This is a genomic window from Mucilaginibacter pedocola, assembly GCF_002013915.1.
Taxonomy (GTDB): Bacteria; Bacteroidota; Bacteroidia; order Sphingobacteriales; family Sphingobacteriaceae; genus Mucilaginibacter; species Mucilaginibacter pedocola.
In genome coordinates, this window is record NZ_MBTF01000039.1 from 286,698 (window position 1) to 303,337 (window position 16,640).

At 51.2% G+C, this 16,640-nt stretch carries 15 protein-coding genes; all 15 read left to right on the top strand.

The genetic code is table 11. The annotated features are described in order from the left end of the window. Positions 1 to 67 precede the first annotated feature (67 nt). The 15 genes from BC343_RS30435 (at position 68) to BC343_RS30505 (ending at position 15,503) form a co-directional block, all read left to right on the top strand. Positions 68 to 334 (top strand): DUF4134 domain-containing protein, encoded by a 267-nt coding sequence (locus BC343_RS30435; RefSeq protein ID WP_238381906.1) that lies wholly within the window; start codon positions 68 to 70, stop codon positions 332 to 334. Then, entirely contained in the window at positions 331 to 666 is a 336-nt protein-coding gene (locus BC343_RS30440) for a DUF4133 domain-containing protein (protein WP_078351586.1), read from the top strand. The genes BC343_RS30435 and BC343_RS30440 overlap by 4 nt, the downstream gene beginning before the upstream one ends. Then, a complete protein-coding gene (locus BC343_RS30445; RefSeq protein WP_078351587.1) occupies positions 626 to 3,085 on the top strand; it encodes a TraG family conjugative transposon ATPase in 2,460 nt (819 codons plus the stop codon). Before BC343_RS30440 ends, BC343_RS30445 begins: the two co-directional genes overlap by 41 nt. Continuing rightward, entirely contained in the window at positions 3,082 to 3,378 is a 297-nt protein-coding gene (locus BC343_RS30450) for a hypothetical protein (RefSeq protein WP_078351588.1), read from the top strand. The genes BC343_RS30445 and BC343_RS30450 overlap by 4 nt, the downstream gene beginning before the upstream one ends. Further along, positions 3,375 to 4,037 (top strand): conjugal transfer protein TraI, encoded by a 663-nt coding sequence (locus tag BC343_RS30455; protein ID WP_078351589.1) that lies wholly within the window; start codon positions 3,375 to 3,377, stop codon positions 4,035 to 4,037. The genes BC343_RS30450 and BC343_RS30455 overlap by 4 nt, the downstream gene beginning before the upstream one ends. Next, a complete protein-coding gene (locus BC343_RS30460; RefSeq protein WP_078351590.1) occupies positions 4,024 to 4,710 on the top strand; it encodes a hypothetical protein in 687 nt (228 codons plus the stop codon). The genes BC343_RS30455 and BC343_RS30460 overlap by 14 nt, the downstream gene beginning before the upstream one ends. After that, positions 4,697 to 5,338 (top strand): hypothetical protein, encoded by a 642-nt coding sequence (locus BC343_RS30465; protein ID WP_078351591.1) that lies wholly within the window; start codon positions 4,697 to 4,699, stop codon positions 5,336 to 5,338. Before BC343_RS30460 ends, BC343_RS30465 begins: the two co-directional genes overlap by 14 nt. 12 nt (positions 5,339 to 5,350) lie before the next feature. Next, the gene (gene traJ, locus BC343_RS30470; protein ID WP_078351592.1) at positions 5,351 to 6,556 is read left to right on the top strand and encodes a conjugative transposon protein TraJ; all 1,206 of its coding nucleotides are present in this window, start codon (positions 5,351 to 5,353) and stop codon (positions 6,554 to 6,556) included. A gap of 1 nt (position 6,557) precedes the next feature. Then, a complete protein-coding gene (gene traK / locus BC343_RS30475) occupies positions 6,558 to 7,175 on the top strand; it encodes a conjugative transposon protein TraK (protein ID WP_078351593.1) in 618 nt (205 codons plus the stop codon). Beyond that, positions 7,172 to 7,393, top strand: coding sequence for a hypothetical protein (locus BC343_RS30480; protein WP_078351594.1), 222 nt, complete (start codon positions 7,172 to 7,174; stop codon positions 7,391 to 7,393). Before traK ends, BC343_RS30480 begins: the two co-directional genes overlap by 4 nt. Before the next feature lie 5 nt (positions 7,394 to 7,398). Next, entirely contained in the window at positions 7,399 to 8,403 is a 1,005-nt protein-coding gene (locus tag BC343_RS30485) for a conjugative transposon protein TraM (RefSeq protein WP_162276982.1), read from the top strand. Between the two features lie 2 nt (positions 8,404 to 8,405). Next, positions 8,406 to 9,440, top strand: coding sequence for a hypothetical protein (locus BC343_RS30490; RefSeq protein WP_078351596.1), 1,035 nt, complete (start codon positions 8,406 to 8,408; stop codon positions 9,438 to 9,440). A 6-nt stretch (positions 9,441 to 9,446) separates the two neighbouring features. Next, entirely contained in the window at positions 9,447 to 10,244 is a 798-nt protein-coding gene (locus BC343_RS30495) for a DNA-methyltransferase (protein ID WP_078351597.1), read from the top strand. A 3-nt stretch (positions 10,245 to 10,247) separates the two neighbouring features. Continuing rightward, the gene (locus BC343_RS30500; protein WP_078351598.1) at positions 10,248 to 12,326 is read left to right on the top strand and encodes a hypothetical protein; all 2,079 of its coding nucleotides are present in this window, start codon (positions 10,248 to 10,250) and stop codon (positions 12,324 to 12,326) included. A gap of 786 nt (positions 12,327 to 13,112) precedes the next feature. Then, entirely contained in the window at positions 13,113 to 15,503 is a 2,391-nt protein-coding gene (locus BC343_RS30505; protein ID WP_078351599.1) for an ABC transporter permease, read from the top strand. The last annotated feature ends 1,137 nt before the right edge of the window (positions 15,504 to 16,640 follow it).

Below are 16,640 nucleotides of genomic sequence, written 5' to 3' on the forward strand. Positions count from 1 at the left end.
GAACATGAAGACCTTTAAAGCAAAGGCCGCGGCGATCGCCAGGCGTATCACCGCTCTCTTTCCCCTAATGCTATTGAGCATCCAGCACAGCATGGCCCAGGACGGCAATGCCGGTATCAACGAGGCTACCACCCAGGTAAAAAGCTATTTCGCGACGGGTACGAACCTGATGTACGCCATCGGGGCCGTGGTCGGACTGGTCGGGGCGATCAAAGTGTACAAAAAATGGAACGACGGCGAACATGACACCGGTAAGGTAGCCTCCAGTTGGTTCGGTTCCTGCATCTTCCTGGTGGTCGTCGCAACGGTCTTAAAATCCTTCTTTGGCGTATGAGCTACCAGATCAATAAAGGCATCAACCGCCCCATCGAATTCAAAGGGCTCAAAGCGCAGTATATCGGCTATTTGGGTGGCGGCCTGGTCGTATTACTGGTCTTGTTCGCTATCCTGTACCTCGTTGGCTTTGCGGTCTACCTGTGCGTTCCGATCGTAGGCGGGCTAGGCGGACTGCTATTCTACAAGGTGTTCGCATTGAGCCATAAGTATGGTGAACATGGCCTGATGAAAAGGAATGCCCGGAGGTATCTGCCGGATCATTTGAAATTCAACTCAAGGAAATTATTCTATGAAAAACGCAGCACAAATATTCCCGATATACAAAGTTGAGCATGACGCGCTGCTATCCACGCAGGGTGAACTCAGCATCGTTTTCGAGGCCAGGCTTCCGGAATTATTCACACTTTCCAATGAGGAATACATGGCTTTCCACCAGACCTGGGTAAAAGCGATCAAACTCCTGCCGAAGCACAGTATCCTCCATAAACAGGACCGCTTTGTGGAGGATAAATATACTGCGGAGTTCGCGCAAAGGAGCTTCCTGAGCCATGCCAGTGAACGTTTCTTCAACGAGCGGCCATACCTGGCGCACCAGTGTTACATCATCCTGACCAAACGCCCAAGCCATCACCGGGCGGTCGATACCGCGGCGAGCAGTTTGCTGCGCAAGCGCCTGACACCGCCACAGGCTACCGAAAGCGGCCCTTTCAATGAGCTGCTCGATAGCGCGGGGCAATTCAAAAAGGTCCTGGAGGATAGCGGGCTGGTAACGCTCCGCAGGCTGGCTGACGACGAACTCGCCGGTACGGCGAGCACCCCGGGTATTTTGGAGCGGTATTGTTTCCTGTTGAACGAGGGCGATACCCCGGTACTGAAAGACATCCACCTGCGGGATGAATTGCGGATCGGCAATGACAGGTGCCAGCTATTTACGCTGGCCGATGCAGAACACTTACCGGCGCTTTGCGGCCCGCGGATCACTTATGACCAGTACAGCACCGACCGGACCAAATTCAGTACGGGTTTCACCAGCCCGGTCGGCGCGCTGCTGAACTGTAACCACATTTATAACCAGTACATCTTTATCGAAGACAGCGCCGAAACCATCAAAAAACTGGAAGCCAAAAAGCTGCGCCTGCAATCGCTTTCGGCCTACTCCCGCGAAAATGCGATCGGCCGTGATGCCACCCAGGAGTTCCTGAACGAAGCGATCGGCCAGCAAAGGCTTCCGGTGAAGGCGCATTTCAACATCCTGGCCTGGACGGATGACCCGTCAAGGGCCAAAGAGGTCAGGAACAAAGTAAGCTCGGCACTGGCCCAACTCGACGCGCAGCCCAAACAGGAAACGGATGGCGCCCCGCAGATCTGGTGGGCCGGCCTGCCCGGCAACAGCGGGAACTTCCCGATGAACGACACCTTCGATACCTTCGCGGAACAAGCCGCCTGCTTTTTCAACCTGGAAACGAACTACCGCAGCAGCCTTTCGCCCTGCGGGATCCGGCTGGGCGATCGGCTGAGCGGCAAGCCCCTTCATGTGGACCTGAGTGATGAACCGATGAAGAAAGGTATCACGACGAACCGGAATAAGTTCATCCTTGGCCCGTCGGGTAGTGGTAAAAGTTTCTTCACGAACCATTTATTGCGCAGCTATTATGAGCAGGACGCGCATATCGTCCTGGTGGATGTGGGGCATAGCTATGAAGGGCTTTGCGAATTCGTCGATGGTTATTACTTTACCTACTCGGAGGACCAACCGATCAGTTTCAATCCGTTCTACGTAAGCGATGGGGATAGCCTAGACACCGAAAAGCGGGAAAGCATCAAGGCCATGATCCTGGCGCTTTGGAAAAAAGAGGACGAAGGGGTACTGCGCTCGGAGTACATCGCGATCTCGGACGCTTTGTTCCAGTACTATGAAAGCGCACCTGAGTTCGCCTGCTTCGATTCCTTCTATGAGTTCCTGCAAGGCCCCTTTTATGAGAACATGAAACAAAGCCAGGTCAAGGACAAGCACTTCGATATCGATAACCTGCTGTTCGTACTGAGGCCATATTACAAGGGCGGGGAATATGACCACTTGCTGAACGCTACGGAGAACCTCGACCTGCTGAACCGCCGGTTCATCGTCTTCGAACTGGACAATATCAAGGACCACCCGATCCTGTTCCCGGTCGTTACCCTGATCATCATGGAAACGTTCGTGTCAAAAATGCGCAAGCTGCCGAAAGCGACCCGCAAAATGATCCTGATCGAAGAGGCTTGGAAAGCGATCGCCCGGGAAGGCATGGCCGAATATATCAAATACCTTTTTAAGACCGTGCGTAAATTCTATGGAGAGGCCCTGGTGGTGACACAGGACATCGAGGATATCATTAGTTCGCCGGTGGTTAAGCAGGCAATCATCAATAACAGCGATTGCAAGATCCTGCTGGACCAGCGCAAGTACCAGAACGATTTTCCGAAGATACAAGCGCTGCTGGGCATCACGGACAAAGAGACCGCCATGATCATGAGCATGAACCGCGCGAATGACGAGCGCTACCATTATAAAGAGGTCTTCATCAGCCTGAACGGCCAGTTATCGCGTGTGTACCGCACGGAAGTGAGCCCGGAAGAATACTGGACCTATACGACCGAATCGGCAGAGAAAGCCAAGGTCAAAGCCTATCAACAAAAATACGGCGATATCCGCAAAGCGATCGCGGTCATCGTCCAGGAAGAACTTACGACGAAAAACAACAAGCTATGAAAAAGATGATCGGTATCGTGCTGCTGTTCGCGGCCTGCGGGAAACCCAGCCATGACGGGCTGTACGTCCTGCATTACCAGAACGAATATTTCAGGACCGACGACACCCTGGAGATCAGGGATGGGGTGGTCGGCCGAAGCCTTGGTTTCAATCCGATCCGTAATGGGGAGTTAAAGGCTCGGAAGCATGAAAGCCGGCGCTGGCGCCTGGACGAGCCCGGTTCGCCGGTGATCACCTTCCATGGCGACAGTTTACGACTGGGCGACCGCTACTTCAAAAAAATAGCGCCATGAACAAAGTATTAAAAATAGGCATCATGGGGCTGCTTTTGCTACCCGTTCAACGAAGCCAGGCGCAATACCAGGTGGTCACGACGGTCATCAAAAAGGTGATCAAAGCGATAGACCTCCAAGTTCAACGCCTGCAGAACAAGACCATCTGGCTTCAGAACGCGCAAAAAACACTGGAGAACGAATTAGCGAAATTCCGTTTGGACGAGATATCCAACTGGACGGAAAAGCAGAAAAAACAATACGAGGAGTATTACCAGGAACTGCGAAAGGTACGGTCGGTGATCGCTTATTACCAGCGGATACGCGACCTCGGCCAGACCCAGGCCGCCCTGATCGGCGAGTACCGCCGGGCCTGGCAATTGTTCCGAACGGACAAGCATTTCCGGCCCGAAGAGCTGGCGGAGATGGAACGCATTTACCTCGGCATCCTGAACGCAAGTGCCAGGAACCTCGAGCAGATCCTGCTGGTCATCAACCCGGGGAGGACCCAAATGACGGACCAGCAAAGGCTGGAAATGATAAACGACGCGGGCGACCGGCTTGAGGAGAACTTTGCTGACCTGAAACAGTACAATAACCAGAATATGGCCTTCAGCCTGCAACGCAGCAAAGGGCTGGATGAATTACGGACCTTAAAAAAATATTATGGCCTCCATTGAACAAGCCTTTGCTTGCGCCGCTACTTTGCGGCAGCGCAGCAAAAAACTACTGGCTTTCACCCTGTTGACCGTAGCATTTAGTTACGAGCAGGCCTGCTGCCAGACCTTTTCGGAATGGTTCCGTCAAAAAAGCACGCAGCGCAAGTACCTGCTACAGCAGATCAGTGCTTTGATGGCTTACCAACAATACGCGGCAAAGGGCTACGCGATCGCCAAAGGCGGTCTCGGTTCTATCGGCGACTACGCCGGGCGGGAGTTCCAACTGCACCGGAACTACTATAATAGCTTGCGCACCGTAAGCGCACCGGTAAAGGACGAACCCCGGGTCAAGGCGATCATCCGCCGGCAACAGGACATCCTGAACAAAACAAGCGGGATAAAAAAACAGCCCGGCCTGAGTATGGAGGAGCACGCTTACCTCGACCGGGTCTGCGCTGCCCTGCTCAGGGATTGTGATGGCCAGCTTCATGACCTGGAGGTGCTTTTGAAGGACAATGATGCCGAAATGAGCGACGAGGAAAGGCTGCGGCAGATCACCCGCATACACCAGGCCATGCAGGAGAATTATCGTTTCGCCGCCAGCTTTAGTGCTGAGGTCAAACTTTTCGCCACCGGCCGCAGGCAGCAACTACAGGATATACAATTAACAAAAAGATTCTATGGGAACCTTTAGCAGAACCTGGCGGGCCATGGTGATGGCCATCATGTCCGCTTACACGACCCGCTCGATGGCACAGGCTGATGAATTACAACAGCTGGCACTCAATATCGAAAAACTGACACAGTTCAAGGCGATCCTATCCGATATGAAGAAAGGCTATGCCATCTATCAGCAGGGCTATGGCTTGGTCAGCAATATCTCCAAAGGGAATTTCGACCTGCATCATGTTTACCTCACCGGCCTGATGGCAGTGAGCCCGGCCGTACGAAATAACCCCCGGGTCGCCCAGATCATCGAACAGCAGAGTGGCCTGATGAATGAGTATAAACGCTATGCTATGTGTTTCCGGCAAAGCGGCAGTTTCGCTGCCGGGGAACTGGCTTATTTTGAGCGGGTCTATGGCCAGCTTATCCATCAAAGCAATATCAATGCGGACCAGTTGGCCGATGTGGCAACAGCGGGTAAGCTCCGGATGTCCGATGACGACAGGCTAACGGCGATCGAACGTATCTACAGCCAAAGCAGCGACCAGTTGCAATTCCTCCGATGGTTCAACCGCAAAGCTATTTTGCTTAGCCTTGGACGGAGCAAGGACCTTCAAGATACACGGATGCTTAAAAGCCTATACGGCCTGAAATAAAAAACGATCATCATGAAAAAGATAACGATCATGAGCACCCTGATGGCGCTCACAGGGACCTTATTCCCTTTTTTTTCCTATGCCCAGAACCTGTCCGGTGACATCCACGGGCTGCAGGGCGTACTGGATAATATCTACAACGAGATGCTGCCGATGTGCAGCCAGTTGATCGGCGTGGCGAGGGGTATCGCCGGCTTCGGCGCCTTATGGTATATCGCTGCGCGCGTCTGGCGGCACCTCGCCAACGCGGAACCGGTGGACCTTTACCCGCTGTTAAGGCCATTTGCCCTCGGCATGGCGGTGCTCCTGTTCCCAACGGTCATCGCGCTGATCAATGGTATCATGAACCCAACCGTGGCCGCGACCGGTGGTATGGTCCAACGTTCGGAAGCGGCCATCGAACGACTGTTGAAACAGAAACAGGCCGCCATCGAAAAGACAGGCACCTGGCAAATGTATGTCGGCGAGAATGGCGGCGGAGACCGCGATAAATGGTATAAATATACCCATCCGAAGGGCGAGAATGAAGGCTTCATCGATGGTATCGGCAATGACGTGAAATTCGCAATGGACAAGGCCGCTTATAACTTCCGCAACAGTGTCAAGCAATGGCTGAGCGAGGTCCTTCAGGTCATCTATGAAGCGGCCGCCCTTTGTATCAATACCATCCGTACCTTCTACCTTATCGTGCTGGCGATCCTCGGACCGCTGGTGATCGGGCTGTCGGTTTACGATGGCTTCCAGCATGTCCTGACCAGTTGGCTGGCCAAATACCTGAATGTTTTCCTGTGGCTCCCGGTCGCCAATATTTTCGGGAGCATCATCGGCAAGGTCCAGGAGAATATGATCCGGCTGGACATCAGCCAGGTACAAAGTGCAGGCGACACATTCTTCAGCTCCACGGACACCGCCTACCTGATCTTCCTGCTCATCGGCATCGTCGGTTACTTCACAGTTCCCGCTGTGGCAGGCTACATCATCAACCCGGGCGGGAACAATGGCTTGCTGAACAAGATCACCAGCCTGGCATCGGTCAGCCTGGGCAATATTAGTTCAACTTCACAGGCCGCCGGTGCTTCGGCAGGCGGACGTATGGCCAACGGGCTGAAGAATATCGCCAATGCGCCGGGGGACTTTCTCGAAGGTTACCGGTCAGCAGGCGGCGACGTGAACGCCCAACAGGCAGAGAAACTCAATGGCAACCCTAAAAAACAATAACATGTTCACACATTTGAAAAACATCGAAACGGCCTTCCAGCAGAACAAGAAGATCGTCGCATTGGTCATCCTGAGCAGTGCCGCGGTGATGATCGCCGCGATCTGGTTCGCTTATCATGCCTACCAGCAAGCGAACGCCCGCGTTTATGTAATGGCCAACGGAAAAGTGATCGAAGCGTTAGCGGCCGACCGCCGGGAGAACATCCCCGTCGAGGCCCGTGACCACATCCGGATGTTCCACCAATATTTCTTTACGCTGGACCCGGATGAAAAAGTGATCGATGAGCACATCGGCAAAGCACTTTACTTAGCTGATGAAAGCGCGCGAAATCAATACAACGGCCTCAAAGAAAAGAACTTTTACAATAATGTGATCTCGGGCAATATCAGCCAGCAGATACAGGTCGACAGCATCCGGCTGGACATGGACCAGTATCCCTATCATTTCACCTGTTACGTGCTGGAAAAACTGATCCGTTCGACATCGACCATTCATAAGGTGCTGGTCACAGAAGGCTACCTGCGCAATGTCGGACGGTCGGACAATAATCCGCACGGTTTCCTGATCGAGAAGTGGGAGACCGTTGCGAACCGGGATACCAACATCAACCAGCCATGATGAGGAAGACCATGAACGGATTGAGCCGCAAGTATAACGCCTGCGCACCAAGTGTGCGTGCCGGGTACCTGTTCGCGTTCTGCGCGGTCTTTCTTGCCCTGCTGTGGCTCGGCATCCGACTGATCCGGTTCGACCAGTTCAGCAAAGCAAAAATACCGGCCTACATCGGCCGCCCTTCGGGGCCAATGCTCCCCGATACGACCAAACATCAAAAATAATGACCATGGAAAAGCAACGAAAATTCTACCTGGTATTACCATTACTCGTGATACCTTTTCTGACAATGGCCTTCTGGGCCCTCGGCGGTGGCCGGGGCACCGGGCCGGCCGCAATGGCCAAGGGACTCGATACCGACCTGCCTGAAGCGCAATTCCGGGAAAAAGAAGGCGGTAAGCTGGCCGTCTACCAAGCCGCCCAGCGTGATTCCAGCGGGGACGGCGTCAGTCCCGACTTTCTCCGGTCTTTGGGCATGAAGAAAGACACCACGGCCGGCTTGGCCGCGAACCCCGGCGCGGATGAACAAGCGCTCCTGATACAGCAGAAACTGGCCGCATTGCAGCGACAGCTCGGTAACCCCGTACCGGAGGCCGAACGGCCCTATTATTCGGAGCCCGCACCCAACAGGCGTACGGAAAGAACATCACCGCCTAATGTCCAGGCCGAAGACCCTGAACTCCGCCAACTGGACAAGATGCTGGACAAGATCCAGGCCATCCAGAACCCGGCGGCGGCCGTCCCTCAGGAGAAACCCAAAAGTGAACCTGCAAACCCGTTCCGCGCGATACGCGCAGCCATCGACGGCAAGCAAAAGGTGGCGGACGGCGCCGCAGTGAAATTGAAACTGACCGACACGGCGACCATCAAAGGGCAGCTTTTCGGTGCGGGGCAGGCGCTCTACGGGGTCGGACAGGTCGCGAACCAACGCTTACTCATTACGGTCAGGAATATCCGGGTCGGGGACAACATCATCCCGGTCGACCTGACCGTCTTCGGCACCGATGGCATGCCCGGCATCCCGGCACCCGAAGCCGAACTGGGGGGCGCGGTAAGCAACGGGGCCGACAATGCGATCCAAAGCATGCAGGTCATGACCATGGACCAAAGCCTCGGGGCACAGGCAGCGGCAGGAGGGATCAATGCCGCCAAAGGCCTGTTCAGTAAAAAAATAAAGAAGATCAGGGTGAAGCTTTCCGATGACCAGGCCGTCCTGCTTAAACTTAATAACTGATCATGAAACAATTGCCGAACAGGGTCCTCCTGGCGATCAGGGCCTGGGATGACCGCAGAAAAGAACTGGAGCCCTTGCTAAAGGCGGGCCACACCGATGAACCGACGGTGCGGGTGCTCCAACTGGAACATATGCGGAAAGCCCGGCACCGGCTTAATGAATACGCGCGGCCCGATGAGCGCCCTTTCCTCCTGCTGCTGAATAACCAGGTCAGGAAATTAGAGCGGCAACTGCGGCCCAACCTGTTCCTGCGACTCTTGTCCCGGTTAAAGGACCGGCTTATCGATGGCCCGTTGTACCTCTCCCGACGGGCGAAACAAAGGGAACTCAACATGAGCGGCCTTAAGACCAGGTTAAGGGATTCCGGTTTCGGCCACCTTGCCGGTAAACTCGAGCGGCACCTCGACCCGGAAATGAACGCGGTGACGATACCCATGGATTTTAGGCTGAATGAAGAAAAAGGCCTGAAATATGACCTGTCATTCGAAAAGGACATGAACGGCGACTATCAGTTCAACCGGGTAGCGGGCAGTTTGCTGGAAAAAGGAGAAACGGTCCGTTCACAAGTGTTCGATCTTTCCGAATGGCCGGACCTGTCTTCCAACCAGATCTGGAACCTGTTGGAAGGCCGGGCGCTGAAACAGCATTACACCGATATATCAGGGCACCGGAACAGTTGCTGGTTGCAGGTGGGCAAGAACGGGCTCGAACGTTCGGCCCCGGAGAACGGTTTCGATCTCCGGGCCGCTTTGGCGGACTTGCCCGCGATCACACGCAACAAGGACGAACTCATCCGTTACCTGGAGAACGGGCAAATGGTGCCGGCGCTTTGGAAACAAGGCCGGAATTACCTCCGCATCCAGGTGCAGGCCGACCCGAACAGCAAGTCAGTAAAGCTCTTTGACGAACAGGCGCAACAGACCACCGCGGAGAAACTGGACCAGAAAATAGCCAAACTTGGCCCGCGTGTCAGAACGCTGGGACAAGGCACCACCAAGAACAAACGTGCACAACGCCGTAAACAACAACTATCATAACCACAAATGAACGAACTCAATGAGTACTTAGACCAGGTCATCCAAGGTGATTGCCTGGATATCATGCCACAGTTACCTGCACAAAGTATCGACCTGATCCTCTGCGACCTGCCTTACGGTACCACACAGAACCCCTGGGACGAGGTCATCGACCTCGGCGAACTATGGAAGAATTACCAGCGGCTGATCAAGCCGAACGGCGTCATCGCCCTGACCGGGCACGGGCTGTTCACCGGCAAACTGATGATGAGCCAGCCTGATATGTTCCGGTATAAATTCGTTTGGATCAAGTCCAAGGCGCCGAATTTCCTCCAGGCCAAACAACAGCCGCTGAAAAAGCACGAGGATGTCTGCATATTCTATCGCAAGCGGCCGACCTATAACCCGCAGATGACCATGGGGAAGCCCTATGATACAGGTTGGCGTAAGCCGGGTCAAACAGGCAGCTACGGTAATTACAAACCGGTCTACCGGTCCAGTACCGGTCAGCGGTACCCGCTCGACCTCATCTTTATGGAAGACCCCCATCCTGACTGGGTCTACTGTAATACGGCCGAACTGGAAGGCAAGACCCATCATCCCAATCAAAAACCGGTCGCGCTGGGGCAATACCTTGTGCGCACTTATACAGAACCCGGCCAGGTCGTGCTTGATAATGCCTGCGGCAGCGGCTCGTTCCTTGTAGCGGCCGCCAAAGAGGGCCGGCATTTCATCGGGATCGAAAAGAACCAACACAGCCGAAGATTAAAGACCGAGGCCATCGACTTTATCGAGGTCTGCCGGGAACGTTTAAAGACCGCATAGCTTATGGACAAGGCGCGTAATTTTTCAGAGTTAAAACAGGAACTGGAGGAACTTGGGTTCCCCTTACCGAGGATCATCGATCCCATCCGGCAGGCCATAAATGAAGGGCAGTTGTCCAGGATGGTCACCTATACGGAAGGCCCTTACCAGGCGACGCTTGACCTCGGGCAGGATGACCTCGGGCGGTTCCAGCTCTTCAGCTACACCCTTCAGCACCAGCAGGGGAAGCGGGCGGCCACTACCCTGGCCTTTGAAAGCGACGTACCACTGGGCGACGCCGAGCGGCTGATCACATCCCGCATCGCCAATGGCCGGCGCAAGGTGCCCGATAGCCATATCCCGCTCTTTTTGACAGACGTCGAACGGGAACAAGTCCGCTTGGACCAGGCGACCGGGAAGATACAAAATGCAGGATCGGCCCAGGGAACCGGCGAACAAAAGATCGGAACAGCAAAGGAGGCCAAAATGGATACCAGTATCAATTTTTATGAATTGAAGGAAGAATTAGCCGCATTAGGGTTCAACCAGCCGGAGGTCATAGATACCCTACGCGAGATATTTTCGGGCCAGCCATGGATCGATCACACGATACAGGTCGATGGCCGGGAGGCCGGGGAATGGATGGCCAGTTACGATATTATATTGGACCAGTCGAAGAACGGGCGGCTGAACCATTACTGCTATACTGCCTACTTGGCCCATCAGGACGACCAGGACCTCCTGCGTTCCCAAACATTCGCCCCGGATGTCCCGGCAGCGATGGCCATCGACCTCTTAAAGGAAAGGACGAAATTCCCGGAAGTACATGGCTTCGACCAGGCCATGCCGCTTTCGCTCGATAGAACGAAAGAATGGATCGCGTCCTATTTGGCACCTGATGACATCGAATCGAAATTAAAAGCCTTGCAGGAGCGATTGGCGGTAACTGGGTTCGACGGGCTTGATGTGCTGGCACAATTGCGGGAGCCGCTCGAAAAGAAAATGAGCAGGTTCTTTGTGAAAACATCGGATGAGACCAAAGACGCTGAGTTCTTCTTCACGCTGAGGTTCCGCCCCTCGGGCATAGGCCAGGTCGTACCTTGTTATTACTCGGCCTTCGTCCTCCCGCACGATATTGAATTAAGGCAGCGGATCGCCGCAGAACCGCAAAGATACCCGCTGGGCCAAAACTTCCAGCCGGAAGTGCATTGCGCAGATGCCATTGCATTCCTCCGCACCTGGTTACCCATACAACCCGATCATAAACATGTACAATCCACGACCATGACGCCGGAAGACGTCAGGACCATTTTAAATCAAAATCAAAAGATCATGAACACGGAAAATCTAAAATTCTTGCAAAAAACACTGCTGAACCTGGGGTTCGGCGAGCAAGTGAACAAGCAACTGGAAAAGAACATGGAAAACAAAGTTCCCGAGTTCGCCCTCAGCGCCAAGCATGAGTTCAACCAGCAGAAGGTCGATTATAACTTACATTTCAAAGCCGGTGAGAACCAGGAAATGTATTTCTTCAACAAGTTCGACGCCAGCCTTGGCAAAGGGACCGACAAGCAACAGGACCAGACCTTTTACATCAATAAAGGAAATGGCGTGACCGCCAAAGAGGCCTTCAACCTGATGGAAGGCCGGGCGGTCTACAAACAACTTTATAACCGCGAAGGCGAAGGTTACCACGCCTGGCTGCAGTTGGATGACAAGAACCTGACCCCGGGTGGCAACAAAGAGATCAGGCGCTTCAACGAGAACTACGGCTTCGACCTGGACGCCGTACTCAAAGGCAAAGGCATCAAAGAACTCAATACGCCGGAAGGCACCGATAACCTCTACCGTTCGCTCAAAAAAGGCAACGTCCAGCAGATCACCGTCGACCGTAACGGTACAGACCAGAAATACTATATCTCTGCCAGCCCGCAGTTCAAGACCGTCGACTTGTACGACCACCAACAGAAACGCATCAAACGCGAAGAACTGCTCAAACCGGAACAAATACAGAAAACCGGCAAAACGCAAAAAAAGAACGAGGAGCAAAAGGAGGGGCTGCCCGAAAAAAAGCCGCGCAGGCAAAATAAGATGAGCGCCTAAAATAACCCGTGTATCCTATCACATTTTTCCAAAAAACATTACCTTGCCCCAATAGCCGGCGACCTGCCGGTCAATTGTGATAAGGTTTAGGTTAACGCCCCCTTGCAGCGAGTGCAGCGGGGCGTTGTTTTTAAACTTGCCTTTCTATTCGTTCCCTATTTCACGCTACTTGAAAAGTAAAACAATTTTATTTTTTTGTGCTTAATGTCATTGCGTTTCAACCGCCTTGCAATTTATCTTTGCCGTCTATGCTAAAGCCAATAAAGATCGAGAACGACAACCTGCTGATACATTCTTTCGATGCTACCGACCTTCAAAAATAGCCGGCAATGGTCAAAGGTATTTTCGCTTTGTTCTCGGATCCCAAAAAAGGTATCGCGTTTAACCGTTGCAGAAAATTACCTGAAAGAGCTTTAGAGATCTATTGGCTTTCCCCGACGATATAAAAGATCCTGGCTGATAGATATCAAATACCGGGATGTCTCTATTATCTGAAATTTCAGCGTAGTAGTATCGAAATAGCCACTGATTCATCTAAACCAGCGGCTTCCTAAATCCAGCTGGTCATGTTGGCCCGCATCACGTGCTGTTGATGTATCATTAGCGTGCGTAAGGTTGTATCAGAAGCGAACATAGGAACTGCCGCCTAATTGCAAGTACTTAATAATCAACTTATTGACTTTTTGGCACAAAGATAGAGACATGAAGTAAGTTGCTAAGGAACAGGTATTTATGGACCGAATCCTAAAACGGATAGTATCCGCCTAACATTAACCAATACTTATTATGGTCAGATATCAACTAAAATTTGCTTTCAGGCATTTGATGCGTTCGAAGACTTTTACTGCGATAAACATAAGCGGCCTGTTCGTTAGTTTGACCGCTGTAATTTTGATGTCGCTCTATATTGAAAATGAGATGAGCTACGACAGATTCAACAAAAATGCAAAGGATATATACCGAGTTGTTGATGATAAACGAACGAACGCCTTAATGCAGCACGGAGCAGGTTCACCAGGCCCACTCGCACCTTTATTGAAAAATGATTTTCCGCAGGTCAGGCATGCTGTTCGTTTCATTGACGGCGAGGCTTTGGTAAAGTACCAGGATAAGGTATTTGAAGAAAGGCATCTTTACTTTGCGGATCCCGAGGTGTTTCAGGTATTTGACCTACCAATGCTCAACGGTACCGCAAACCATGCGCTGACCGAACCTATGAGTGTTGTCTTAACTGGATCTACGGCAAGAAAATATTTTGGCGGGTCTGACCCAATAGGCAAAAGTATAATCATGAATAATGAGAGCCTGAAGGTGACAGGTGTCATCAAAGATATCCCTTCGAACTCACATCTCTCTTTCGATATACTGATATCGATGTCCACCGCGCAGAAAAAAGATTCAGGTTATGACTGGCTGTTCACCAACTGGTACTCTAACAATTTCTACACCTATGTTTTGCTTAACAATACAGAAAGCGCCACGGAATTGAACGCACAATTCGACAACTTTGCTGAACGCCATAACGCTAACACGTCAAATACAAAGCACCATTACAGCCTGGAGAAATTAACAGACATATATTTGCATAGTGACCGGGAGAATCAAGCGGGTAAGACCGGTAACATCACCAGCCTGTACGTGTTTGCAGCTATCACGCTATTTGTCTTGCTTATAGCCTGCGTAAATTTTATTAATTTGTCTACGGCCCGTGCTGTCGAACGCTCGAAAGAGGTCGGTGTAAAAAAAGTGAATGGTGTCAGCCGCTCGTCGCTGATAATTCAGTTTTTTACCGAATCGTTTTTAATGGTAGGCCTCGCTCTGCTATTAGCGGTCGCAGCTTCAGCAATGCTAATGCCTGCATTCGATCAGTTCGCCGGTAAAAATATCCGGTTCGACCTGATGACACCGTTACATCTAAGCGCGCTAGCGTTAGTTCTGTGTACGGTCGCCATACTCTCGGGTGTCTACCCGGCATTAATCCTGTCAAGATTCGATCCAATAGCCGCATTGAAAGGCACCGTGAGGTCCTCGGCACGGAGGACTTTGATCAGGAAAGGCCTTGTCGTATTTCAATTTTCCATATCCATTGTTTTGATCATTAGCACTATCGTAGTCTACTCCCAACTGCAGTTCATGCAGCGGCATGACCTTGGCTTTAAACCATCTCAGACGCTTGTGATCAATTTTGAAGGCGACGGTACCGTGCAAAAGCAAAATAACTTTATCGTGAATGAACTATCGCGTGTGAAAGGCGTCAGATCGGTGTCCGCATCATCAGAAGTTCCCGGTTCATCGTTCTCTGGTGGTTGGTCGATGGAATTCGCGAAAAAAGGTGGAGATACCATTCATGCGGAATTACCGATATACCTGACCGATTTTAATTTCATGAAGCAGTACAATATTCCGATGGTCGCTGGTCGCGGCTTTTCTTCGGCATTTGCAGCTGACAGCGCTACGTCTATGATCATTAATGAATCTGCCATGCGTAAACTCGGGTTCAAAAACGCAGATGAAGCCATTGGTGTGAATGTTCAAATGTATCCGAACGATGCCAAAATAATAGGAATATATCGTGACTTTCATTTTCAGTCACTACAAAAACCGATAGAACCTTTAGCGATGAGGATTATGCCGGCCAAATTCAGGGTGTTTTCTGTTGAAATGGAAACCTCCGACGTGAAAAGGACCGTCAGCGATATCGAAAAACTATGGAAATCGATCGCGCCGCAACGACCTCTGGAATACAGCTTTTTAAATGAAAAGTTCGATCAACAATATGAAGCTGAGATCAAATTCGGCCAAATGTTCGGGCTGTTCACCACGCTTGCGATCAGCATCGCCTGTTTCGGGCTTTTCGGATTAGCATTATTCAGCGTTAAACAGCGGCGCAAAGAGATCGGCATAAGGAAGGTCATCGGAGCGTCCGTGTTCAGGATAACCGCACTGATCACCAAAGATTTTATATCACTTGTATTTATCGCACTGGTCATAGCCTGTCCTGTCGCGTTGTTCGCGATGAATTACTGGATCAGGACATTTGCTTATCGAATAACATTAGGCTGGTGGATATTTGCAGGTAGCGGCTTGATCGCCATATTTATCGCTTTATGCACGATCAGTTATCAAGCGCTAAAAGCAGCTTTAGCAAATCCGGTGAATAGCTTAAGAAATGATTGATCTGGAACGCAAAAGCTCATAGACTTGGCCGTACTGATGATTCATCATCTTTAAATCACAAAGCCGATAATTTAGCTCTTCATTTCTGATCCATCTGAACCGGTGGAAAGTCACATAAGGATCTTTGACCGGTCGTAGGATCTATATACAGGAAGACGATCTTTATCTTAAATCTGACGGCAACCATCCTTTAGAGATAGGATATTTGAGTAAAATATCCCCATTTCAGAGGAGAAACTGGGGTAAATTGAAAGCCGCATCAAGTCCGCTAGCTTTGTCAAAATAACCTTTAACGAAAGGATAGATACGGGTCAGAGATCTGTCGTTTGGATCTGTACTAGAAGATATTATGAAAATATCGATCCTTTTTATAAATGATGAATGTAAGAATTCAAAAAATTGCAGAAACGTTCTTCCGCACAAGCCTGCCATTTCCATTTCTAAAAATATAATATCCGGTAAAAGAGCCGCGTTCTGACGCTATTCGATGAGCATTGCCAAGACCTGCTCAGCGGAAAGGCTGTAACTTACGCCCTTATAGGTGTTGTTATAAAAAAGTTTTTTTTGGAAAACGCGATGATAAATAGGGTCATCGTCGATCACCAGCAAAGTTGGTTAGCGGACATCAACATTTATTTATATCAGCAATTTTTGAACCACTGATATTCGACATATCATCTACACCCGGCGACCGCGCTGATCACGTCCGCCATGGCCGCGTAAGTACCGTTACTCAGCAGTGTCAACGCTGCCACTGATGAACTGCGGCGCTGGCCGAGCTGATCAGTAAAGCTGTAAATATAAGACGGTAAATTCTGCAGAGCGGCCGCGGGTCTTTTGAACGGACAAAAGTCATTCAGGGACGGGTTACCAGAGATATAGGCGACTGGAATAAGCGTGAGATTGTGCGTCCGGTATATCCACTGGTTAGACTGAAAATTAATATTTCCCGCGTTCCAATCATACTTGTCGAACATGGGCTCTTATCTATCGTTCCGCTCCGATCAAGCCTAATATCCATAATACGGCCAATTGCCAATAACTTTCCTCTAGTCGACTATTAGCTCAAGTTATCGGAATGTGCATGCAGAACAAAATATTACTGTTTGATAAACCTTGCGAGCTGTCGTTAAGGAA